The organism is Mesorhizobium sp. (assembly GCF_965229135.1).
GTDB lineage: Bacteria > Pseudomonadota > Alphaproteobacteria > Rhizobiales > Rhizobiaceae > Mesorhizobium.
The window spans coordinates 3,523,385-3,543,753 of the sequence record NZ_OZ245860.1; the positions used below are offsets into that span (position 1 = coordinate 3,523,385).

Annotated in this window: 25 protein-coding genes; 4 read left to right on the top strand and 21 right to left on the bottom strand. The window is 63.8% G+C overall.

Translation table 11 applies throughout. The annotated features are described in order from the left end of the window. Nucleotides 1-15: 15 nt before the first annotated feature. From ACO07C_RS16685 to gcvA, 7 genes are all read right to left on the bottom strand, one after another. A complete protein-coding gene (locus tag ACO07C_RS16685) occupies nt 16-1,494 on the bottom strand; it encodes a mannitol dehydrogenase family protein (protein WP_421915253.1) in 1,479 nt (492 codons plus the stop codon). A 173-nt stretch (nt 1,495-1,667) separates the two neighbouring features. Next, entirely contained in the window at nt 1,668-2,438 is a 771-nt protein-coding gene (locus ACO07C_RS16690; RefSeq protein ID WP_421915254.1) for an L-iditol 2-dehydrogenase, read from the bottom strand. After that, nucleotides 2,435-3,439: an ABC transporter ATP-binding protein gene (locus tag ACO07C_RS16695; protein ID WP_421915255.1), complete on the bottom strand. Its 1,005-nt coding sequence runs from the start codon at nt 3,437-3,439 to the stop codon at nt 2,435-2,437. Before ACO07C_RS16695 ends, ACO07C_RS16690 begins: the two co-directional genes overlap by 4 nt. A 70-nt stretch (nt 3,440-3,509) precedes the next feature. Further along, nucleotides 3,510-4,334, bottom strand: a complete 825-nt coding sequence (locus ACO07C_RS16700) for a carbohydrate ABC transporter permease (RefSeq protein WP_421915256.1) — start codon at nt 4,332-4,334, stop codon at nt 3,510-3,512. A gap of 11 nt (nt 4,335-4,345) precedes the next feature. After that, complete coding sequence (locus ACO07C_RS16705) at nt 4,346-5,218, bottom strand: carbohydrate ABC transporter permease (RefSeq protein WP_354461667.1); 873 nt, start codon at nt 5,216-5,218, stop codon at nt 4,346-4,348. 128 nt (nt 5,219-5,346) lie between these two features. Then, complete coding sequence (locus ACO07C_RS16710) at nt 5,347-6,657, bottom strand: ABC transporter substrate-binding protein (RefSeq protein WP_421915257.1); 1,311 nt, start codon at nt 6,655-6,657, stop codon at nt 5,347-5,349. Nucleotides 6,658-6,879: 222 nt separating this feature from the next. After that, entirely contained in the window at nt 6,880-7,785 is a 906-nt protein-coding gene (gene gcvA / locus ACO07C_RS16715; RefSeq protein WP_421915258.1) for a transcriptional regulator GcvA, read from the bottom strand. Between the two features lie 110 nt (nt 7,786-7,895). On the opposite strand from gcvA, the gene ACO07C_RS16720 reads away from it, so the two are divergent. Beyond that, complete coding sequence (locus ACO07C_RS16720; RefSeq protein WP_421917551.1) at nt 7,896-8,081, top strand: hypothetical protein; 186 nt, start codon at nt 7,896-7,898, stop codon at nt 8,079-8,081. Nucleotides 8,082-8,102: 21 nt separating this feature from the next. Here the strand turns inward: ACO07C_RS16720 and ACO07C_RS16725 are convergent, their stop codons facing one another. Beyond that, a complete protein-coding gene (locus ACO07C_RS16725; protein WP_421915259.1) occupies nt 8,103-9,062 on the bottom strand; it encodes a sugar-binding transcriptional regulator in 960 nt (319 codons plus the stop codon). Nucleotides 9,063-9,340: 278 nt separating this feature from the next. Here ACO07C_RS16725 and ACO07C_RS16730 point away from each other — a divergent pair, with 278 nt between their 5' ends. After that, on the top strand, nt 9,341-9,973 hold the full coding sequence (locus ACO07C_RS16730; protein ID WP_421915260.1) for an HAD family hydrolase: 633 nt from the start codon (nt 9,341-9,343) through the stop codon (nt 9,971-9,973). 79 nt (nt 9,974-10,052) lie between these two features. On the opposite strand, the gene ACO07C_RS16735 is transcribed toward ACO07C_RS16730, so the two are convergent. The 13 genes from ACO07C_RS16735 to ACO07C_RS16795 form a co-directional block, all read right to left on the bottom strand. Beyond that, nucleotides 10,053-10,820, bottom strand: a complete 768-nt coding sequence (locus tag ACO07C_RS16735) for a class II aldolase and adducin N-terminal domain-containing protein (RefSeq protein ID WP_421915261.1) — start codon at nt 10,818-10,820, stop codon at nt 10,053-10,055. A 107-nt stretch (nt 10,821-10,927) separates the two neighbouring features. Further along, the gene (gene ureG / locus ACO07C_RS16740; protein WP_421915262.1) at nt 10,928-11,560 is read right to left on the bottom strand and encodes an urease accessory protein UreG; all 633 of its coding nucleotides are present in this window, start codon (nt 11,558-11,560) and stop codon (nt 10,928-10,930) included. Beyond that, a complete protein-coding gene (locus ACO07C_RS16745) occupies nt 11,557-11,997 on the bottom strand; it encodes a DUF3995 domain-containing protein (RefSeq protein WP_421915263.1) in 441 nt (146 codons plus the stop codon). Before ACO07C_RS16745 ends, ureG begins: the two co-directional genes overlap by 4 nt. Further along, nucleotides 11,994-12,665: an urease accessory protein UreF gene (locus ACO07C_RS16750; protein ID WP_421915264.1), complete on the bottom strand. Its 672-nt coding sequence runs from the start codon at nt 12,663-12,665 to the stop codon at nt 11,994-11,996. Before ACO07C_RS16750 ends, ACO07C_RS16745 begins: the two co-directional genes overlap by 4 nt. Next, nucleotides 12,658-13,254 carry an urease accessory protein UreE gene (locus tag ACO07C_RS16755; RefSeq protein WP_421915265.1) on the bottom strand — a complete coding sequence of 199 codons (597 nt, stop codon included), beginning with the start codon at nt 13,252-13,254 and terminating at the stop codon, nt 12,658-12,660. The genes ACO07C_RS16750 and ACO07C_RS16755 overlap by 8 nt, the downstream gene beginning before the upstream one ends. Then, nucleotides 13,251-13,856 carry a glutathione S-transferase family protein gene (locus ACO07C_RS16760; protein ID WP_421915266.1) on the bottom strand — a complete coding sequence of 202 codons (606 nt, stop codon included), beginning with the start codon at nt 13,854-13,856 and terminating at the stop codon, nt 13,251-13,253. Before ACO07C_RS16760 ends, ACO07C_RS16755 begins: the two co-directional genes overlap by 4 nt. A gap of 43 nt (nt 13,857-13,899) precedes the next feature. Further along, on the bottom strand, nt 13,900-14,493 hold the full coding sequence (locus tag ACO07C_RS16765) for a hypothetical protein (protein WP_421915267.1): 594 nt from the start codon (nt 14,491-14,493) through the stop codon (nt 13,900-13,902). A 94-nt stretch (nt 14,494-14,587) separates the two neighbouring features. Next, on the bottom strand, nt 14,588-16,303 hold the full coding sequence (gene ureC / locus ACO07C_RS16770) for an urease subunit alpha (RefSeq protein ID WP_421915268.1): 1,716 nt from the start codon (nt 16,301-16,303) through the stop codon (nt 14,588-14,590). Next, nucleotides 16,303-16,608 carry an urease subunit beta gene (locus tag ACO07C_RS16775; RefSeq protein ID WP_421915269.1) on the bottom strand — a complete coding sequence of 102 codons (306 nt, stop codon included), beginning with the start codon at nt 16,606-16,608 and terminating at the stop codon, nt 16,303-16,305. The genes ureC and ACO07C_RS16775 overlap by 1 nt, the downstream gene beginning before the upstream one ends. Nucleotides 16,609-16,615: 7 nt before the next feature. Then, nucleotides 16,616-17,203 carry a HupE/UreJ family protein gene (locus ACO07C_RS16780; RefSeq protein WP_421915270.1) on the bottom strand — a complete coding sequence of 196 codons (588 nt, stop codon included), beginning with the start codon at nt 17,201-17,203 and terminating at the stop codon, nt 16,616-16,618. A gap of 32 nt (nt 17,204-17,235) precedes the next feature. Continuing rightward, on the bottom strand, nt 17,236-17,490 hold the full coding sequence (locus ACO07C_RS16785; protein WP_421915271.1) for a DUF1272 domain-containing protein: 255 nt from the start codon (nt 17,488-17,490) through the stop codon (nt 17,236-17,238). A 9-nt stretch (nt 17,491-17,499) separates the two neighbouring features. Continuing rightward, nucleotides 17,500-17,802: an urease subunit gamma gene (locus ACO07C_RS16790; RefSeq protein WP_421915272.1), complete on the bottom strand. Its 303-nt coding sequence runs from the start codon at nt 17,800-17,802 to the stop codon at nt 17,500-17,502. Nucleotides 17,803-17,830: 28 nt separating this feature from the next. Continuing rightward, on the bottom strand, nt 17,831-18,673 hold the full coding sequence (locus ACO07C_RS16795) for an urease accessory protein UreD (protein ID WP_421915273.1): 843 nt from the start codon (nt 18,671-18,673) through the stop codon (nt 17,831-17,833). Nucleotides 18,674-18,876: 203 nt separating this feature from the next. Between ACO07C_RS16795 and ACO07C_RS16800 the strand changes: the two genes are divergently transcribed. Beyond that, nucleotides 18,877-19,131, top strand: coding sequence for an acyl carrier protein (locus ACO07C_RS16800; protein WP_421915274.1), 255 nt, complete (start codon nt 18,877-18,879; stop codon nt 19,129-19,131). Continuing rightward, a complete protein-coding gene (locus ACO07C_RS16805; RefSeq protein ID WP_421915275.1) occupies nt 19,132-20,340 on the top strand; it encodes a beta-ketoacyl-[acyl-carrier-protein] synthase family protein in 1,209 nt (402 codons plus the stop codon). Nucleotides 20,341-20,369 lie beyond the last annotated feature (29 nt).

A 20,369-nucleotide genomic window follows, 5' to 3' on the forward strand; every position in this document is an offset into this window, starting at 1 on the left:
GGCCTGGAATGGGTCTCAGAGCTGGCCGGCGAGATAACGCGTCAGCGTCGCGCGCGCGCCATTCGACCACAGCACGTTGAGCGCATGGGTGAAGGCTTGCGCGAAAACGGCCGAGCGACCGACATCGCCATAGATGTCCTCCATGGCAAGCCAGGCGGCCGGCGCGTCCTTTGCCGCCTTCGAGGTCGCCTGGAGCCGGTCCCAGCTGGGATCGTTGGGCTCGATGACGGCGCCGCTGTCGGTAGTACCGAAGCAGTAGCGGCACCACAAAGCCGACTCCAGCGCGAGGCCGGCGACGCCTTTTCCCGCCTTCAGCCTGTCGGCGATGGTCGGGATGATGAATTTCGGCTGACGGTTGGAGCCGTCGAGGCACAGCCGTCGCACCGTGTCGCCGATCTTGGGATTGGAAAAGCGATGGTCGATGAGCTGGTAGTAGTCCTCAAGCACGGTATCCGGCACCGGCGGCACGGTCGGGATGATCTCCTCATGTTCCAGCTTGTCGAGGAAGCCGCGCACAAGCGGCTCTTCCATCGCTTCATGGACGAAATGAATGTCCATGAGCCCGGCCGGATAGGCGATGGTGGCGTGGCCGCCATTGAGGATGCGGATCTTCATGAGCTCGTAAGGCGAGACATCCTTGACGAACTGCACGCCAACCTTCTCCAGGGCGGGGCGGCCAGCGGTGAAATGATCCTCGAGCACCCATTGCTTGAACGGCTCACAGAAGACCGGCCAGTTGTCCTCCACCCCGAAATCGTCGGCCAGGATCTTGCGCTCGCGGTCGGTGGTCGCCGGCGTGATGCGATCGACCATGGCGTTCGGGAAGGCGACCTTGTCGTGAACCCACGTCGCCAGATCCTCGTCGATCAGACGGGCAAGACCGATGACGCCATCGGAGGTGACGTGACCATTATGGGGGATGTTGTCGCACGACATCACGGTAAAGGGCACGGTGCCCTCCTCGCGACGGCGCAGCAGGCCGGCCAGGATGATGCCGAACACGGTTTTCGGCGTCGCGCCTGGCTGCGCGTCGGCGACGATGTCGGGATGGGCCGGGTTGAACACGCCGGAAGCCGGATCGATGAAATAGCCGCCCTCGGTGATGGTGAGCGAGACGATCCTGATCGCCGGATCGGCAAGGCGTTCGATGATCGCCGCTGCATCGCCAGGCGTGAGGAAATCGATCATGGCGCCGGTGACGCGGGCGCTCATATGGCCGCTGTCCTGCTCGACGACGGTGGTCAGCCAATCCTGTTCTTCCAACTTGAGGCGACCGACCTTCTCGCCCTCGAAGACGCCGGCGCCGACCAGCGCCCAGTCGTGGCCGATGCCCGAATTGAACAGGTCGTCCAGATAGACCGCCTGGTGCGAGCGATGGAAATTGCCGACGCCGAAATGGACGATGCCGGCCTTCAATCCTGAGCGGTCGTATTTCGGACCGGCGACCTTGGCGGGCAGGCTGGAGAGGTTGGACGAGGAGAGTTTCACGGTCATTTTGTCTACCCTTTTGGCCAGGCTAGGCCTTCGTCATTCCGCCTCTCCCCGTCCTTCACCGGGAGAGGGCAAGGATGAGGGGCGGCGCATACCGTTGCCGGGTGTTGCCGCCCTTCATCTGTCCGCGGGCATCTTCTCCCGGTGAAGGACGGGGAGAAGCGCGCTTTCGTGCCTCAGCTCATCCACTGGCCGCCATCGACATTGTAGGTCTGGGCGACGATGTATTCGGCGTCCTCGCTGGCGAGAAAAACCGCCATGCCTGTGAGGTCCCGTGCAGTGCCCATGCGGCCATAGGGCACCGCCTCGCCGACCAGCTTTTTCTTCTCGCCCTTTGGCCGGTTCTCGTATTTGGCAAACAGCGAATCGACGTGATCCCAGTGCTCGCCGTCGACCACGCCCGGCGCGATGGCATTGACGTTGATACGATGCTTGATCAGGTCGAGCCCCGCCGACTGGGTGAGCGAGATGACGGCAGCCTTGGTGGCGCAATAGACGCCGACCAGCGCCTCGCCGCGTCTCCCTGCCTGGCTTGCCATGTTGATGATCCTGCCGCCCTTGCCGCGCGCGATCATCGATCGTGCCGCCGCCTGCAGCATGAAAAGGGTGCCGGAGACATTGACGGAAAACAGCCGGTCATAGCTCGCCCTTGTGATCTCGACGATCGGCGCCAGGTCGAACAGGGCAGCATTGTTGATCAATATGTCCAAGCCTCCGGTCTTCGCTTCGACGGCCTTCACCGCCGCCTCGATCGAGGCGGGATCGGTGACATCGAGCTTGACCGCGTAGGCCTTGTCGCCGATCTCGGCGGCTGTCTTGCCGGCGGCCTCCAGATTGATGTCGGCAATGGCGACGGTCGCACCCTCGCGCACATAGGCTTCGGCGAAGGCCCTGCCGATGCCGCGCGCCGATCCCGTGATCAGCGCCGATTTGCCCTTCAGTCTCACTGCGCGATCGCCTTGCCATCGGGGCCGAAACGATGAACCCTGGTCTTGTCCGGTGTCAGGTAGATCGTGTCGCCATGATGGACGGCCAGTTCGCCATCGGCACGCACCGTCAGCGGACCGACCCCTTCCGCCTGCACATGCAGGAACGTGTCCGAACCGAGATGCTCGGCGACGCCGACGGTCGCCTTCCAGTCGCCGGCCGTCGTCGAAATCTGCATATGCTCGGGACGGACACCTATGGTCTTGGCGCCGTATTTGGCGGCTGGCGCGCCTTCGATGAGGTTCATCTTCGGCGAACCGATGAAGCCGGCGACGAACAGGTTCTTCGGGGTCTTGTAGAGTTCCATCGGCGAGCCGACCTGCTCGATGTTGCCTGCGTTCAGCACGACGATCTTGTCGGCCATGGTCATGGCCTCGACCTGGTCGTGGGTGACATAGACCATGGTGGTCTTGAGCTGATGGTGCAGCTCGCTGATTTCCAGCCGCATGGTGCCACGCAGTGCCGCATCCAGGTTGGACAGCGGCTCGTCGAACAGGAAGGCCGATGGCTGGCGCACGATGGCGCGGCCGATGGCGACGCGCTGGCGCTGGCCGCCGGAAAGCTGGCCGGGACGGCGTTCGAGATAGTTGGTGAGGTTCAAGACGCGGGCTGCGTCCTTCACCTTCTTGTCGATGGTTGCCTGGTCCTCGCCCGCCATCTTCAGCGGGAAGCCGATGTTCTTGGCCACCGTCATGTGCGGGTAGAGCGCGTAGGACTGGAACACCATGGCCAGCTTGCGCTTGGCCGGCGCTTCGCCGGTGACGTCGCGGCCATCGATGTTGATGGTGCCGCCGCTGGTGTCCTCCAGGCCCGCGATCAGCCGCAGCAGCGTGGACTTGCCGCAACCCGACGGGCCGACGAAGACGACGAACTCACCGTTCTCGATCACCAGGTCGAGGCCGGGGATGATCGACGTCGCCCCGAAGGACTTGGAGACGTTCTTGAGCGTGATGTTTCCCATGGTTTCCTCCCCGAGGGGTTATTGTCCGTCGTCCGCTGCTTGCGGCGGCCTTATTTCCCGGCGATGCCCACTATTTGACAGCGCCGAATGTGAGGCCGCGCACCAGCTGCTTCTGGCTGAACCAGCCCATGATCAGGATCGGAGCGATGGCCAGCGTCGAGGCCGCCGAAAGCTTGGCCCAGAACAGGCCTTGCGGGCTGGAGAAGGAGCTGATGAAGGCTGTCAGCGGAGCCGCATCGGTGGTGGTCAGGCGGATCGTCCAGAATGCTTCGTTCCAGGCCAGGATGATGTTGAGCAGCATGGTCGACGCGATTCCGGGCACCGCCATCGGCGTCAGCACGTAGATGATCTCGTTCCACAACGATGCGCCGTCCATGCGCGCAGCTTCCAGGATCTCGCCGGGGATCTCGCGGAAGTAGGTGTAGAGCATCCACACCACGATCGGCAGGTTGATCAGCATCAGCATGATCATCAGGCCGATGCGCGAATCCAGCAGGCCGAGGTTGCGGAAGATCAGGTAGATGGGGAAAAGGACGGCGACCGCTGGCATCATCTTGGTGGACAGCATCCACATCAGGATGTCCTTGGTCCGCTTGGTCGGCGAGAACGCCATCGACCATGCCGCCGGTATCGCCACCAGCAAGGCGATGATGGTCGAGCCGACCGACAGGATGACCGAGTTGAGGAAGAACTTGAAATAGCCGCTCTGCGCCTGGACCTCGGAATAACTCTCCAGCGTTCCCGAGGGGATCAGGCTGAAGCCCTGAATGGCCTCCTGCTCCGACTTGAACGAGGTGATGATCGTATAGAGGATCGGAAAGAAGATCAGCAGGGCGACGATCCAGGCTGCCGCGGTCGCGATCGTCTTGTGTCGGGTGGTGACTGCACGTGCCATCTTGTCCTCCCTTACTTGTCCAGGTTCTTGCCGACGGCGCGCATGGCGAAGAAGGCGACGATGTTGGCGAGGATGACGGCGATGATACCGCCGGCGGATGCCTGGCCTATTTTGAACTCCAGCAATGCCTTCTGGTAGACGAGGAAGGGCAGGTTGGTGGAGGCGTAACCCGGGCCACCATTGGTGGTGACGAGGATCTCGGCGTAGACCGACAGCAGGAAGATCGTCTGGATGAGGATGACGACGGTGATGGCGCGCGACATGTGCGGCAGCGTCAGATAGATGAAGCGGCTGACAAAGCCGGCGCCGTCCATTTCGGCGGCTTCCTTCTGTTCGCCGTCGAGCGACTGCAGTGCGGTCAAGAGGATCAGCGTTGCGAACGGCAGCCACTGCCAGGCGACGATGATGATGATGGCGGTGAGCGGATGTTGCCCGAACCAGTCGATCGGCTGGGCGCCGAAGAAGCGGGCAATATCGGCAAAGACACCATATTGCGGATGCATGATCATGTTCTTCCAGACCAGTGCGGCCACCGGCGGCATGACGAAGAACGGCGAGATGACGAGGATGCGCACGATGCCCTGTCCCCACATCGGCTGATCGAGCAACAGCGCCAGCAGGATGCCGCCGATGACCGTGATCAACAGCACGCTGACGACGATGGTCAGCGTGTTCAGGATCGACTGCAGGAATGCCGGGTTGGAATAGAACAAGGCGTAGTTGGAGAAGCCGACGAAGCCATCACGGATCGGGTTCAGCGGATTGTACTGCTGGAAGGAGAACCACAGCGTGAACGCCAGCGGGACGATCATCCAGACCAGCAGCAACACCACGGAAGGCGCCATCATGAAACGGGCAAGCGAACGGGTCTGCTGAGTAGCCATGACGGTCACCCTTCAAGGTCAGACTGAATTTTCAGAATTGGGACTCTAAAGGCGGCCGCCCGAACTGGGAACTCGGGCGGCCGCTGCCGGTCATGATAGGCGGCCGGCATTCGGCACCGGGAGGAGCCTTACTTGATATAACCGCCTTCGGTCATGGTCGCGGTGGCCGCGTCCTGAGCCTGCTTCAGCGCATCGTCGACGCTCGACTGGCCGGCAAGCGCCGCCGAGAACAGCTGGCCGACAGTGGTGCCAAGACCCTGGAACTCGGGGATGGCGACGAACTGAACGCCGACATAGGGCACCGGCTTGACGGTCGGATGGGTCGGATCAGCCGCGTTGATGGAGTCCAGCGTCATCTTGGCGAACGGAGCCGCCTTCTGGTACTCGGGGTTGGCGTAGAGCGAGGAACGCGTGCCCGGAGGCACGTTGGCCCAGCCTTCCTTCGACGCGACGAGCTCGGCATAGTGCTTGCTGGTCGCCCAGGACACGAACTTCTCGGCGGCGTCGGCCTTCTTGGTGCCGGACGGAATGGCCAATGACCATGCCCACAGCCAGTTGCCGCGCTTGCCCAGACCATTGTCGGGGGCCAGCGCATAGCCGACCTTGTCGGCAACGGTCGAGTTCTTCGGATCCGAGACGAAAGACGCGGCGACGGTGGCGTCGATCCACATGCCGCACTTGCCCTGCTGGAACAGCGCCAGGTTCTCGTTGAAGCCGTTGGACGATGCACCCTCGGGCCCGTCGGCCTTCATCAGGTCGACATAGAACTGCAACGTCTTCTTCCATTCGGGTTGGTCGAACTGCGGCTTCCAGTTCTCGTCGAACCAGCGTGCGCCGAAGGAGTTCGACATGGCGGTGAGGAAGGCCATGTTCTCGCCCCAGCCGGCCTTGCCGCGCAGGCAGACGCCGTTCACGCCGTTGGCGCGGTCGGTCATCTTGTCGGCGGCCTGGCGAATGAAGTCCCAGGTCGGCGCGTCGGGCATCTTCAGGCCCGCCTTGTCCATCAGGTCCTTGCGGTACATGACGAAGGAGCTCTCGCCGTAGAAAGGCGCGGCATAGAGCTTGCCGTCGACCGAAAGGCCACCGGCAATGGCCGGGATGATGTCCTTGGCGTCATAGTCGGCGCCGAGTTTGTCGAGCGGCAGGAGCCAGTTCTGCTTGGCCCAGATCGGCACTTCGTAGGTGCCGATGGTCATCACGTCGTACTGGCCGCCCTTGGTGGCGATGTCGGTGGTGACGCGCTCGCGCAGCACGTTCTCTTCAAGCGTGACCCAGTTGAGCTGGATGTCGGGGTTCGCCTTGGTGAAGTCGTCGGTCAGCTTCTGCATGCGGACCATGTCGCCATTGTTGACGGTGGCGATGGTGATGGATTCGGCATGTGCGGCGAACGCCAGAGCGCTGGCCGAGCACAAGCCCAGGATGAGCGTGCGAAGTTTCATCAAATTCCTCCCATGGACCAAGATGAGCATTTGCCTTGGCTTTGAGCAATTACTCACCTGCCGTTAATTATGTCAAGCCGGATTCGATGCTGCAGCGCAGCACGCACCACTCCAGAAGAGACGGCGTGAGGGCATGACGAGGCAGACCGCTCGCCGTCGTAACGGCGAACAATGATTGAAGGAGGCTTGCCTATTTACGGCGGACTGGCCGCTGGGCCCAGGTCAGCAGGCGATTTCGGCCAGGACCCAGTCGCGAAAGGCACGGATCTTGGGCACGTTGCGCCGCGCTTCGGGATAGACCAGCCAGTAGGCGTGGCCATCGTCACCAACAAGATCGAAAGGCTGGTACAGGCGGCCGTCGGCAAGCTCGTTCTTGAACAGCGCCCTGGTCAGGATCGCCACGCCATGGCCGGCGATCGCGGCATTGGCCTCATAGGCTTGCGCACCCATGCTGCTGCCGGGTCGCCTGGCGAGATCATGCGTGTGGACGCCGGCAGCCTCGAACCACTCCTTCCACCAGATGTCGCCGGGGTCGAGTATCGGCAGCCGCAGAAGATCGGCCGGTTCGCTGACGCCGCCAATGCTTGCAGCGAGTTTGGGGCTTAGCATCGGCGTGAAATCCGCGTCGAGCAGTTTGTGCGCTTCCAGGCCCGGCCAGTTGCCGCCGCCCGACCGGATGGCGATGTCGACATCCTCGCGGGCAAAATCCGTCAGCCTGCTCGACGTCTCCAGCCGCACGGCAAGAGCCGGATGCGCGATCTGGAACGACCCCAGCCGGTGCGCCAGCCAGTTCGAGGCGAATGTCAGCACCGTCGTGACGCACAGCAGCCCGTCGGCCCCGGCGCGCGCCGTTGCGTAGGCCTGGCCCAGAATGGCGAAGGCCTCGCTGACGGCCGGCGCCAGACGCTGTCCGGCCTCGGTCAGGGCGATCTGGCGTGGCCGGCGCAGGAACAGGGGGGCGCCGACGCGCTCCTCCAGCACCTTGATCTGGTAGCTGACCGCCGCCTGCGTCATGCCCAGTTCACCGGCCGCCTTGGTGAAGGAAAGATGCCGCGCGACTGCCTCAAAAACCCTGATCGCCTGCAGCGGCGGGAGTTGCGAAACCTGTCGCGAGCTGAGGTCCGGCATAAAACCTCCTTATGGGTCGTTATCGATGTTCGATTGGCAAAGGCGGCCGGCAAGACCGACATTCAGCCTCAACCCGTCGTTCGGGTCAAGGATAGCGAAGGTTGACGCTGATGACCATGGCACAGCAGAAATGCACCTCCACTCCGGATCATCGCTGGATTTCGTGGATAACGGACGGATTCGGCTGGTTCGCGATCAGGAAGCGCGCGCTTCTCGACGTCAGGGACCTGTCGCCGCATCTGCAACGCGATCTCGGTTTCCTCGATGGCAACGACCCTTTCGGGCGGCACAAATAGCCTCGCTGGCCTTATGACCGATCAGCCGGCCGCAAGCAGGGCGGTGGCTGTCCGCTCGTCCGTGATGAGCCCGTTGACCAGCCGGCGGTTCACGGCCGCAAGGATGCCCGGCAGTTTTCGCTCGCCCATGGCAAGCGCTATGACCAGCGACTTTTCGCGGGACGGCAGTGCCGCCGACGACACACGGTCGTTGGTGATGCCGTCGATCATGCGGCCCTCGCGGTCGAACACCCAGCCGACGATTTCGCCGACGCCGCCGGCTTTCTGCAACGCCTTCAACTCGCCCTCCGATATGAAGCCGTCCTCGTAGAGCGGAGCCTTGGGACCGAGATCGCCTATGCCGACAAAGGTGACGTCGGCCTCCGCGGCGAGCGCCAGCGTCGGCTGGATCATCGACTGGTTGAGCAGCATCTCGCGCTCTTCCGGCGAAGAGGCGATGACCGGCAGCGGCATCGGGAAGGACCGCGCCTTGACCCTGTCGGCCATGGTGAAGATGACGTTGTAGAAGGCAGCCGAGCCATCCGGCGAGATGTTGCCGGTCAGCGAAACGACCTTGTGCTGCGGGCACTCCATCGGCGGCAATTGCTCGATCGCCGCCTTGAGCGTGCGGCCGGTGCCGATCGCCATGACGATCGGGTTGGGCGAGCGCAAGCGCCGCTCGATTTCGGCGGCGGCCGCTTCGGCGATGCCGATCGTGGTCGAGGACGAATTGGGGTCGCTGGGAACAACCTCGACCAGATCGAGCGCGAAGCGAGATTTCAGCCGGGCCGAGAGATCGAGGCAATTGGCGATCGGGTGATCGACGCGCACCTTGATCAGGCCTTCCGAGACGGCCAACGACACTAGGCGCTGCGCCGTCTGCCGGGAAATGCCGAGCGTGGAGGCGATCTGGTCCTGTGTGTTGCCGGCAACATAATAAAGCCAGCCGGCGCGCGCCGCGTCGTCCAACCTGTTGCTGCCGCCATCCTGCCGGGAACTCAAGTCCTGCCTCCAGAGAGCCCGCCGGATATCAAGCCGGCGCTATAGTCTCGCAGGGAATGCTTCGACGCGCAATTGCCAATCCTGAGAGCAATTGCCTGACATTCTGGAGGGCGCATATCGTATCCTGAAGTCTGTTCCGGAAAGAAGAAAGAACGAGGCAGGCAGGCCAACTGGTTTCTCGCACGGCACAAGCCTGCATTTTTGTGCATGTCGTCTTCCCAAAACCGCGAGCACTTTTGGGCGACATGCATTAAGGGAAACGCAAAAAGGAATCTAGCATGACGCCGAAAGCGGTTTTCTGGGACATGGACGGAACGCTGGTCGACAGCGAGCCGCTGCACGAGGCGGCGCTGATCGCGGCGCTGCGAAACGCCGGCGTCGCGCCGCCAGCCGACCTGCATCAGCGGGTGCTCGGCGTCGCCGCATGGCCGGTCTACGAGATGCTGCGCGACGAGTTCGGGCTGGACGTGCCGTTCGACGAGTGGATCAGCCGAAAATACGATCACTATCTGCCGCTGACCGCGACGCTGAAGCCGCGCCCCGGCGCGATCGAGATCTTCAACGAGTTGCGCGCGCTTGGCGTGGCGCAGGCGGTGGTGTCCAATTCCGACCGCCTGGTCGTCGACGCCAATCTGCGCGTGGTCGGCCTGAGCTATCCCGGCATGAAGACGGTCAGCCGCAATGACGTGCGCGAAGGCAAGCCGCATCCGGAGCCCTTCCTGCGCGCCGCCTGGCTGGTGGACGTCGACCCTTCGCAGGCGATCGCCGTCGACGACAGCTGGACGGGCGCCATGGCCGGGCTGGCGGCGGGCATGAAGACGATCTTCTGGCCGGAAGCGCCGATGGATGGGCCACCCGGCGCCATCGTCATCAACAGCGCCGATGAATTGCGGAAGCAATTAGGACTATGAAAAACCCCGCCCACGTCGGCGCCGCCCCTCATCCGCCTGCCGGCACCTTCTCCCCGTAAATGGGGAGAAGGGAGAATATTCAGTTCCGGTAGACCGGCTCCTGCTCGTCGAGGATCGCTTTCAGTTCGGAAAGATGCCGGTCGGCCTGGCCGGGATAGTCATCCATTTCCTTGGCGGTCTTTTCGGCGATCTCGTCCGAGAGCACGCGCAGCGCACGGCCAGTCCAAAGCGCCTTGATGTAGGTCTCGGCGGCGCGCTCGAAATAGAACATGCGGTTGAAGGCGTCGGCGACGGTATCGCCGATGACCAGCACGCCATGATTGCCCATGATCATCACCTTGTCCTTGGGATCGGCGAAAAGCCGCGAGCAGCGCTCGCCCTCTTCCTCGAAGGCCAGCCCACCATAGTGGGCATCGACGACATGGCGGTTGAAGAACGCCGCTGAATTCTGGTCGATCGGCGGCAGCCTCGAGTCGGCCAGCGAGGCCAGCACGGTGGCGTGAATCGAGTGCACATGCATGACGCAGCGCGCGTGGGGCACATTGCGATGGATGGCGCCATGCAGGCCCCAGGCCGTCGGGTCGGGCGCATTCGGCCCGGAAAGCGTGTCCGGGTCGTTGGCGTCGATCAACAGCAGATCGCTCGCCTTGATGCGCGAGAAATGCACCTGGTTTGGATTCATCAGGAATTGCGTGCCGTCGTCATTGACGGCCAGCGAGAAATGATTGGCCACCGCCTCGTGCATGTTGAGCCGCGCCGTCCAGCGGAAGGCGGCGGCGAGATCGACCCGCTCCTCGTAGAAAGGCAGGTTGGTCAGCGTTTCCTTCCGCAGGCGCGCGATGCTCATCGAGAATACTCCGTGAAAGACCAGAGGATGCCGTGCGCCGAATGCACGTGCAACCGGTTTCGGTTAGTGCAGCAGGGCTCGATTGCGTTCCCCGCGGCCATGATGCGTCAGGCCGCCGAACGGGCGGCCCGCAGCCCGCCCTGCTCGATGATGAAGTCGATGACCTCCCGCAGACCCTTGCCGCGCGACAGGTCCGTGAAGCCGAAGGGCCGCTTGCCGCGCATGCGGGCGGCGTCGCTTTCCATGATTTCGAGATTGACGTTCACATAGGGGGCGAGATCGCTCTTGTTGATGACGAGGAAGTCGGAGCGGGTGATGGCGGGGCCGCCCTTCCTCGGGATCTCCTCACCCTGGCAGACCGAGATGACATAAAGCGTCAGGTCGGCGAGATCCGGCGAGAAGGTGGCGGCGAGGTTGTCGCCGCCGGATTCGATGAAGACGATGTCGAGATCCGGAAACTTCCGATTCATCTCGGCGATCGCCTGCAAATTGATCGAGGCATCCTCGCGGATGGCGGTATGCGGGCAGCCGCCGGTCTCGACACCCATGATGCGGTCCTCGGGCAGCGCCTGCAGCCGCGCCAGCATCATGGCGTCTTCCTTGGTGTAGATGTCGTTGGTGACGACGGCGATGGAGAACTCGTCGCGCAGCGCCTTGCAGAGTTTTTCGGTGAGCGTCGTCTTGCCGGAACCGACGGGGCCGCCGATGCCGATGCGAAGGGGACCGTTGGTCTGTGTCATGCGGGAAACTCCGTGATGGCAAGAATGGCGAAGCCAAGCCCGATCAACAGGCACAGCGGTGAATAGTAGCGGATATCGAGCCGAGCGAAAGGCTGTTCCGGCGCCAGCCGCCGCCACCACGGCGTGAAGCCGGCAATGCCGCGCCCGAGGAAGACCAGCCCGATAAGCAGCGACGTGGCGGCAAGTCCCTCCTTGGGAAAGGGAGACGCGAACACGCCCTCAAGCGCCATCGGCCACAGCGTCGCCAAGGCAAGGCACGCGGCGACGGCGAAGCTGGCGAAAGGCGTCGGCATCTCGGCAATGCCGCGAAAGCCGACAACGGCGCGGGCGCAGGAGGCCGCGTCCCTACCCGGCCAGATGCCGCCGATGCCCCAATAGACATGCAGCGTGGTGATCAGCAGCAGGACGAACGAAAGCGCGAAGGCGAGAATGATCATGACCGGAACAGCCGCGAATACTGGGTTTCATGCTTCATCGCCATGACGTCGGAGACGAAGGCGCAGCCGCCGAGATCATCGGGTGTCGAGCCAGCGGCGCGGGCGGCGGTCGATAGGGCCAACGGCTCGAAGCCGGCGAGCAGGGTCGTCGCGGCATTCTGGCCGACGACGCCGAGCCTGATCGCCGCCTGGACGAGGTTTGAGAAGAAGGCCTGCAGGAAGGCGGACAGCGCGTCCCGCAGCGCGATCGCATTGCTCCCGGCGACCGCGCCGACGGCAATGCAATAGGCGCATTGGGCGGGCAGGCGTTGCAATGCCGGATTCGGCCAAGCCGATGCTGCCTTCAGGAAGGCCGCGCCCTGCAGCATGGTCTCGGCGTGACGCTCGCGCGAGCCGGCCAAGGCTTCGGCGAGCGCTGCAATTTCGTCGAGATCGCCGTCATGGCGTGCACGGCGCCAGCTTTCGGCGAACAACACCGCGTCGTTCCAACCCGAGCCCATTTCGACCAGCGTCTCCAGCCATGCGGCAAGGCTGTCGGCATCGGCGACGAGCCCGTCATGCACCGCACGCTCAAGACCATGGCTGTAGGAAAAGCCGCCGACCGGAAAAGCCGGCGACAACCACGCCATCAGCCGCAGCAGGGCGATGTTCGACGGCTGGTCAGTCATGATCGTGGTGATGGCCTGCGTGACTGTGCGAATGGGAATGCGATTCGCCGTGCGCGTGGGAATGGCCTTCGGCATGGCTGTGCGCGTGGGCTTCTGCATGGCTGTGATTGTGGCCGGCGCCATGGCCGGAATAGGCGCCGCGCAGCGGCTTGAACGGCTCCGACACCTCGGTCACCGTGGCGCCCAGCCCCTCCAGCATCGCCTTGATGACGTGATCACGCAGGATGATGATGCGGTTGGCCTCGATGCCCGCCGCCAGATGGCGGTTGCCGATATGCCAGGCAAGCTCGGTCAGATGCACGGCATTTCGAGCGCGGATATCATAGACATCTTCCGGCGCCGCGATGATCTCGACATGGCGGCCATCCTCCAGCACCAGCCAGTCGCCATCGTTCAGCGCGATGGGCTCGGGCAGGTCGACCAGAACCTTGCCGCCGTCGGCAAGCTCGATGGCCCGGCGGCGCAGATGACGCTCGTCATGGGCGAGCACGGCCCGGCCAAAGGGCACGGTCGCTCCCGCCGCGCCGGCGGGCAGGACGGAGACGGCGCGCGGGAACTTGGTGAAGTCGGTGTTGATGTTGAGTTTCATTTCATGGCTCCGCCATTGGCCTGGGCCCTTGCACGGGCAGGCCGTGAGAGTATCCGGTCCAGATAGGCGTTGACGCGGTCCGATTCGATCGGGAACCGGCCGGCGCGTGCCCAGCCACCCATGTCGCCAAGCAGCACATCGACAGCGGAGAACCGGTCGCCCAGCGCAAAAGTACGGTCGCCCAGCCGGCGGTCAAGCGCCTTGGTCTCGCAGGCGAAATCGTAGGCGGCGGCAGGGCCGACATCGACCCGCACCTCCTTCGGCAGCAGGAAGCGGTGGCGCAATTTGTTCCACAGCGGCGCCTCGAACTCGCTCTGGGCAAAATGCATCCAGGAATCCATTTCGGCGCGTCCGGCGACACCGGGATTGGCGCCCATGCTCATGTCGGCGTGCTTGTCGGCGAGATAGACGCAGATCGCCGCCGAATCCGTTACCGTCAGGTCGTCGTCGATCAGGATCGGCACCTTGCCCGACGGGTTGAGCGCGTAGGCTTCCGGCGAGCGCAGCTTGACCTCGACGAATTGATAGGGTTGCCCGAGTTCCTCGAGCATCCACAGAACGCGGCTGACCCGGGAGCCACGCGATCCAATGGCCTTGTACATGGTTGAACCCTCTTTCTCCTGAACCGTAGACCATAGCACCGGCTCAGACGATGGTGTCGAAGAGCCGCAGGATGAAAGATACCTGATAGATCAGCGTGCCCACGACGAAGGCTATGTGGAAGCGGCGGTCGCGCACCACGATAGCGGCAATGCACAGCGCCACGAAGACCGGCGTTCGGAAAAGATATTCATTGCCGTAGCGGGCGAAATGTTCCGGGCCCTTGAGCAGCGTGTCGACGACATCGAGCAGGTAGGTCGTCGCCAGCAGGCCAAAGAACCAGCCGCGGCGCGAATAGAAGAAATCCTCGTAGCTGGTGTAGTCGAGCATCGAATCCGGAAACAGCAGCGCGCACAGCAGGAACAACGTGATGGCATAGAAGATGAGGAACAGGTACTTGCCGAAAGTCCAGGTCTCGATCGTGTAGAGGCCGAACTCCCACCACCAGAAATGCACCAGCAGCAGCAGCATGGAGGCGACCCAGGCGAGGTGCACGGGATAGAGCTTGTACTGGCCGGGATGCTGGACGATGCGCGCCACACCCGACAGAAGGCGCGCGACGCCCAGGCCGATCACCATGCCCATGACGACGCGGATATGCGGGAAAATATCGTGGGCGGACGCTATTTCGGTGGCCATGCTCGATCACAATGCGAGTGTCGTGACCACATATTGCGGCGTCATGGAACGAGCCGCAACGGGTTTTGCCTGATCGGTTGAATCGCCCCTCACATCAAAACAGAAAATACCGCTGCGCCATCGGCAGCACCGTCGCCGGCTCGCAGGTCAGCAACTCGCCGTCGGCGCGGACCTCGTAGGTTTCCGGGTCAACCTCGACATGCGGCGTGGCATCGTTGAGCACCATCGAATGCTTGCCGATGCCGCCACGCGTATTCTCGACGGCGACGAACTGCTTGTCGACACCCAGCCGACCATGCAGCCCCGACTCGAGCGCCGCCCTGGAAACGAAGGTCACCGACGAATTGGTCCGCGCCTTGCCAAAGGCGCCAAACATCGGCCGGTAGTGCATCGGCTGCGGCGTCGGGATCGAGGCGTTGGGGTCGCCCATCGGGGCGGCGGCGATCATGCCGCCGAGCAGCACCATGTCCGGCTTGACGCCGAAAAAGGCCGGGTTCCAGAGAACGAGATCCGCGCGTTTTCCCACCGCGATCGAGCCGATCTCCTTAGACAGGCCATGCGCGATGGCCGGGTTGATGGTGTATTTGGCGATGTAGCGGCGGACACGGAAATTGTCGTTGTTGCCGGTTTCCTGCGGAAGCGCTCCGCGCTGGCGCTTCATCTTGTCGGCCGTCTGCCAGGTGCGGATCGCCACCTCGCCGACCCGGCCCATCGCCTGGCTGTCGGACGAGATGATCGAGAAGGCGCCGATATCGTGCAGGATGTCCTCGGCCGCGATGGTCTCCTTGCGGATGCGGCTTTCGGCAAAGGCGATGTCCTCGGGGATCGACGGCGACAGATGATGGCAGACCATCAGCATGTCGAGATGCTCGGCCAGCGTGTTGACGGTGTAGGGCCGCGTCGGATTGGTCGAGGACGGGATGACGTTGGGCAGGCCGCAGACCTTGATGATGTCGGGCGCGTGGCCGCCTCCGGCGCCCTCGGTGTGGAAGGCGTGGATGGTGCGGCCCCTGATGGCGGCGACGGTGTTTTCGACGAAGCCGGATTCGTTGAGCGTGTCGGTGTGGATCATCACCTGCACGTCGTAATCGTCGGCGACCGACAGGCAGCAGTCGATGGCCCCGGGCGTCGTGCCCCAGTCCTCGTGCAGCTTAAGCGAGCAGGCGCCGCCCAGCACCATTTCCTCCAGGGCGGCCGGCAGCGACGCATTGCCCTTGCCGGAGAGGCCGATGTTCATCGGAAAGGCATCGAAGGACTGGATCATGCGCGCCAGATGCCAGGGGCCGGGCGTACAGGTGGTGGCGAGCGTGCCGTGCGCCGGGCCGGTGCCGCCGCCGAGCATGGTGGTGATGCCCGACATCAGCGCTTCCTCGATCTGCTGCGGACAGATGAAGTGGATATGGGCGTCGAAGCCGCCGGCCGTGAGGATCTTGCCCTCGCCGGCTATGATCTCGGTGCCGGGACCGATGATGATGGTGACGCCATCCTGCGTGTCCGGATTGCCGGCCTTGCCGATCGCGGCTATGCGCCCGTCCCTGAGGCCGATATCGGCCTTGAAGATGCCGGCGCTGGCATCGACGACCAGCGCGTTGGTGATGACGGTGTCGGCCGCGCCCTGGGCGCGCGACACCTGGCTCTGGCCCATGCCGTCGCGGATGACCTTGCCGCCGCCGAATTTCACCTCTTCGCCATGGATGGTGAAATCCTTCTCGACCTCGATGAACAGTTCGGTGTCGGCCAGCCGCACCCTGTCGCCGACGGTCGGGCCATACATCTGGGCGTAGGCGGCGCGGGAAATCCTTGCTGGCATCAGAGTTTTCCCATCACTTTCCGCTGGAACCCGTAGATCTCGCGCTTGCCGCCGACCGGCACCAGCGTGACATCACGCTCCTGCCCCGGCTCGAAGCGCATGGCCGTGCCGGCGGCGATGTCGAGGCGCATGCCGCGCGCCTGCTCGCGGTCGAACCTCAGTCCTTCATTGGTCTCGAAGAAATGGTAGTGGCTGCCGACCTGTATCGGCCGGTCGCCGCTGTTGGCCACTTTCAGGGTGAGGGTCGGCAAGCCCTTGTTGAGTTCGATGTCGCCGGCCTGGGCGATGACTTCTCCGGGAATCATCTGTGCCTCACAAGACGCCGAAGACGAGACCGGCACCAACCGCGGCGCATGCGGCTCCGGCGACCCGGGCAAGACCGCGGAACCTGATGCCGAGAGCAAGACCGGCAGCGATGCCCGTGGCATGAAGCAAGGCCGTGGCAACGGCAAAGCCAGCCATGTATTCGAGCCCGCCGGCGTTCTCGGGAACCTCCGTGCCATGCGCATGGCCATGGAACAGGGCGAACAGGCCGATGATGGCGACACCGGCCGAAACGGGCAGGTCAACCGCCAGCGCCACCAACAGCCCCAGCGCCACCACCGAGGCGAGTATGCCCGGTTCGACGAGGGGCAAGGGCATGTGCAGCATGCCGAGCGCGCCGCCGACAAGCATCACGCCGACAAAGGCAGCCGGCCAGGCCCAGATCGCCTTGCCGCCCTTGAGCGCGGCCCACAGGCCGACCGCGATCATCACCGTCATATGGTCGAGGCCGGAGAGCGGATGCATGAAGCCGGCGGCAAAGGAGGACGTCGTGCCGATGCCGACATGCGCATAGGCGGGCATTGCAGCGGCCAGAAGCAGGATCGCGGAGAGGCATATGCGTTTGGCTGACATCATTCTGTTTGCCTTTCGTTTGCGGGTCTGAGTGTTCAAGCAGCCTTGCGGGGTCCGCAGCCTTCGGCCTTGAGAACGCGCCTGGTGGAAGCCGGATACTTTCCCAGCTTCGCCGCCGGGCGGATGGGCCGTGCGGAAAAATTGCCGCCGCAATTGGGACAGGCGCCGCCCAGCACGTTTTCAGCGCAATCGGCGCAAAAGGTGCATTCAAACGTGCAGATCACGGCATCGGCGGCCTCCGGCGGCAGGTCCTTGTCGCAGCATTCGCAATTGGGGCGCAGTTCAAGCATTTTCGCTCCTCACCTGATGGGTTCGTGCACGGTCACCAGTTTGGTGCCGTCGGGGAAGGTCGCCTCGACCTGCACGTCGTGGATCATCTCGGCGATGCCTTCCATGACTTGCGCCCGGGTGACGACATGAGCGCCGGCCTCCATCAGCTCGGCGACCGGGCGGCCGTCACGGGCCCCCTCGACGACGAAATCGGTGATCAGCGCGATCGCCTCCGGATGATTGAGCTTGACGCCGCGTTCGAGCCGCTTGCGCGCCACGATCGCCGCCATCGCGACGAGCAGCTTGTCCTTTTCCCTTGGCGTCAGGTTCATGCGCTTCCCTGAAATGATGCGGACAGAATCAGAGTGACCATAATTTGGGCAGTCCCGCCCGCCCGTTGAGCAATTCGACCAGCGGCACCAGCCGCTTGCGGAGCTGGTAGCCGTCCCCGGCGTGAAGCCTCGCAAGAAGCTTGCCAGATTTGTTCACCGTCCAGACGCTGGCATCGCCCTGCCCACCGATGATCCGCCGAACCGGCTCGAGGAAGGCCTCGGCGCGGGGCGAAACCATCAGCAGCGTCGCCACGGCGATGGCCCCGCCCGCCACCGCGGGCCGGCCGAGTGACGCGGCGATGTCGGGGCCGATGCGAAAATCCTCGGCATGGACGAGCGTCCCTTCCCGCCGGACACGCCAGCGGTCATGGAAATTCCCTTGCGCGGCGCGTTCGCCCATTGCCAGCCGGCCGAACACGGTGGCCTCCAGCACGAGCGCCTCGGCGCCCGCGGCAAGCTCGACATCGAGCGTGCGGGCAAAGTCGGCCCTGTCAAAGACGATGGTTTCCTGCGGCAGCCAGGCAATGCGGCCTTGTTCGCCGACCGTCAGCCTGACGCGCACTTCGGCGCGGTCCGATGCGGCGCGGTAGAGCTTTTCACAGGCCTGGGTCGTGATCACCGCTGAGGCGGCCTCGCCAACATCGATTTCCCAGCCGAGACGATCGCCGCCGGTCAGGCCGCCGGCGGTGTTGATCAGCACCGCTTCCAGCGGATCGGCCCAGACGGCCGGCATTCTTATCTTTGCCGAGCCATCCTGGTAGAGGCGCCGCAGGCGCGTGCGGCCGTCCGTTTTACCGCATGCAAGCCGTGCCAGCCCCGCAACGCGCTGGGCCGGCTGCGCCGAAATTCTCGTCTGTTCCATCGCGTCCATGCCACAACGTTAAGCACTCCGGCGGCTTTGTCGATATATAGCTTGTTGCTTGACAGCGTTTCCCTTTCTATAGAGGGAGCCACCTTGGAGCGGTCGCGCAGCGCCTGGAGGGCGTGGAAGGCGATGATTGCGGATTGATCCGAGGACGAAAGACGCTGGTATCAGATAGCGTCAGGAAACGACAAGGTTGGGGAAGAAACCGAATGGCTGACCAGCTGGCAACGGATATCATCGCTAAGATCAAGGCTCACGCCGAGCCCGGCGGCGAGGAAATCACTCCCAGTACTGAACTGACCGCGCTTGGCATCCATTCGCTGGAATTGACAGAGATCATCTTCGACCTCGAGGAAGAGTATGGCATCGAGATCGAGATGAACACGGTCGACGCCTGGAGCAACCTGAAGAATGTCGGAGACATGGTCGAGGCTGTTCGCGCGCTGATTGCGAAAAAAGCCTGAATGCGCAAACGCGTCGTCATCACGGGCCTCGGTGGTATTTGCGGGCTCGGAACCAATAGGTCCGCCATCTGGGAAGAGATGCGCAACGGCCGCTCGGCCATAGGGCCGATCGACAATCCGTTGCTGCACGACCTGAAGGTCAAGGTCGGCTGCGAGATCAAGGCGATCCCCGAGCACGGCATCGACCGCAAGCAGCTGGTGTCGATGGACCGCTTCAGCCTGCTGGCGGTGATCGCCGCGCGCGAAGCCGCTCACCAGGCCGGATTGATCTCCAATGAAGCCAACACCCACCGGATGGGCGCCATCGTCGGCGTCGGCGTCTGCGGCTGGGAGGCGATCGAGGAGAACTACCGCGCCATTCTGCTGGAGGGCAAGAACCGCGCCGGCATCTTCACCGTGCCGAAAGTGATGCCTGGCGCCGCCGCCGGCCAGGTCAGCATGAATCTCGGCCTGCGCGGACCGGTGTTCGGCGTTACGTCCGCCTGCTCTTCATCCAATCACGCCATCACTTCGGCGATCGACCAGATCAGGCTCGGCCGTGCCGATGTCATGCTTGCCGGCGGCACCGACGCGCCGCTGGTGTGGGGCATCCTGAAAGGCTGGGAAGCGCTGCGGGTGCTGTCGCCCGACACCTGCCGGCCGTTCTCGGCCGACCGCCAGGGCCTGGTGCTTGGCGAAGGCGCCGGCATGGCGGTGCTGGAAAGCTACGAACACGCGGTGGCGCGCGGCGCCACCATTCTGGCCGAGATTGCCGGCGCCGGCCTGTCCGCCGATGCGTCCGACATCGTTGCGCCGACCATCGAAGGGCCGGAGTCGGCGATGCGCGCCTGCCTGGCCGACGCCGGGCTCAATCCCGAAGATGTCGACTATCTCAACGCGCATGGCACCGGCACCAAGGCCAACGACCAGATCGAAACCGCGGCGATCAAGCGCGTCTTCGGCGATTACGCCTACAAGCTTTCGGTTTCGTCGACCAAGTCGATGCACGCCCACTGCCTCGGCGCTTCGGGCGCGCTGGAGATGATCGCCTGCGTGATGGCGATCCGCGAGAGCATCGTGCCGCCAACCGCCAATTTCCGGCAGGCCGATCCCGACTGCGATCTCGACATCACACCGAACGTGGCGCGCGAACGCAAGGTGCGCGCCGCGCTGAGCAACGGCTTCGCCTTCGGCGGCACCAATGCGGTGCTGGCATTCAAGGCCGTCTGATTACCTCGGCGGCCTGATATCAGGGGCAG

What these genes read in the sequence shown, in the direction of transcription:
- ACO07C_RS16685 (WP_421915253.1), bottom strand. Translation starts at nt 1,494, where the DNA reads ATGACCGTGAAACTCTCCTCGTCCAACCTCTCCAGCCTGCCCGCCAAG.
- ACO07C_RS16695 (WP_421915255.1), bottom strand. Translation starts at nt 3,439, where the DNA reads ATGGGAAACATCACGCTCAAGAACGTCTCCAAGTCCTTCGGGGCGACG.
- ACO07C_RS16700 (WP_421915256.1), bottom strand. Translation starts at nt 4,334, where the DNA reads ATGGCACGTGCAGTCACCACCCGACACAAGACGATCGCGACCGCGGCA.
- ACO07C_RS16705 (WP_354461667.1), bottom strand. Translation starts at nt 5,218, where the DNA reads ATGGCTACTCAGCAGACCCGTTCGCTTGCCCGTTTCATGATGGCGCCT.
- ACO07C_RS16710 (WP_421915257.1), bottom strand. Translation starts at nt 6,657, where the DNA reads ATGAAACTTCGCACGCTCATCCTGGGCTTGTGCTCGGCCAGCGCTCTG.
- gcvA (WP_421915258.1), bottom strand. Translation starts at nt 7,785, where the DNA reads ATGCCGGACCTCAGCTCGCGACAGGTTTCGCAACTCCCGCCGCTGCAG.
- ACO07C_RS16720 (WP_421917551.1), top strand. Translation starts at nt 7,896, where the DNA reads ATGACCATGGCACAGCAGAAATGCACCTCCACTCCGGATCATCGCTGG.
- ACO07C_RS16730 (WP_421915260.1), top strand. Translation starts at nt 9,341, where the DNA reads ATGACGCCGAAAGCGGTTTTCTGGGACATGGACGGAACGCTGGTCGAC.
- ACO07C_RS16735 (WP_421915261.1), bottom strand. Translation starts at nt 10,820, where the DNA reads ATGAGCATCGCGCGCCTGCGGAAGGAAACGCTGACCAACCTGCCTTTC.
- ureG (WP_421915262.1), bottom strand. Translation starts at nt 11,560, where the DNA reads ATGACACAGACCAACGGTCCCCTTCGCATCGGCATCGGCGGCCCCGTC.
- ACO07C_RS16745 (WP_421915263.1), bottom strand. Translation starts at nt 11,997, where the DNA reads ATGATCATTCTCGCCTTCGCGCTTTCGTTCGTCCTGCTGCTGATCACC.
- ACO07C_RS16750 (WP_421915264.1), bottom strand. Translation starts at nt 12,665, where the DNA reads ATGACTGACCAGCCGTCGAACATCGCCCTGCTGCGGCTGATGGCGTGG.
- ACO07C_RS16755 (WP_421915265.1), bottom strand. Translation starts at nt 13,254, where the DNA reads ATGAAACTCAACATCAACACCGACTTCACCAAGTTCCCGCGCGCCGTC.
- ACO07C_RS16760 (WP_421915266.1), bottom strand. Translation starts at nt 13,856, where the DNA reads ATGTACAAGGCCATTGGATCGCGTGGCTCCCGGGTCAGCCGCGTTCTG.
- ACO07C_RS16765 (WP_421915267.1), bottom strand. Translation starts at nt 14,493, where the DNA reads ATGGCCACCGAAATAGCGTCCGCCCACGATATTTTCCCGCATATCCGC.
- ureC (WP_421915268.1), bottom strand. Translation starts at nt 16,303, where the DNA reads ATGCCAGCAAGGATTTCCCGCGCCGCCTACGCCCAGATGTATGGCCCG.
- ACO07C_RS16775 (WP_421915269.1), bottom strand. Translation starts at nt 16,608, where the DNA reads ATGATTCCCGGAGAAGTCATCGCCCAGGCCGGCGACATCGAACTCAAC.
- ACO07C_RS16780 (WP_421915270.1), bottom strand. Translation starts at nt 17,203, where the DNA reads ATGATGTCAGCCAAACGCATATGCCTCTCCGCGATCCTGCTTCTGGCC.
- ACO07C_RS16785 (WP_421915271.1), bottom strand. Translation starts at nt 17,490, where the DNA reads ATGCTTGAACTGCGCCCCAATTGCGAATGCTGCGACAAGGACCTGCCG.
- ACO07C_RS16790 (WP_421915272.1), bottom strand. Translation starts at nt 17,802, where the DNA reads ATGAACCTGACGCCAAGGGAAAAGGACAAGCTGCTCGTCGCGATGGCG.
- ACO07C_RS16795 (WP_421915273.1), bottom strand. Translation starts at nt 18,673, where the DNA reads ATGGACGCGATGGAACAGACGAGAATTTCGGCGCAGCCGGCCCAGCGC.
- ACO07C_RS16800 (WP_421915274.1), top strand. Translation starts at nt 18,877, where the DNA reads ATGGCTGACCAGCTGGCAACGGATATCATCGCTAAGATCAAGGCTCAC.
- ACO07C_RS16805 (WP_421915275.1), top strand. Translation starts at nt 19,132, where the DNA reads ATGCGCAAACGCGTCGTCATCACGGGCCTCGGTGGTATTTGCGGGCTC.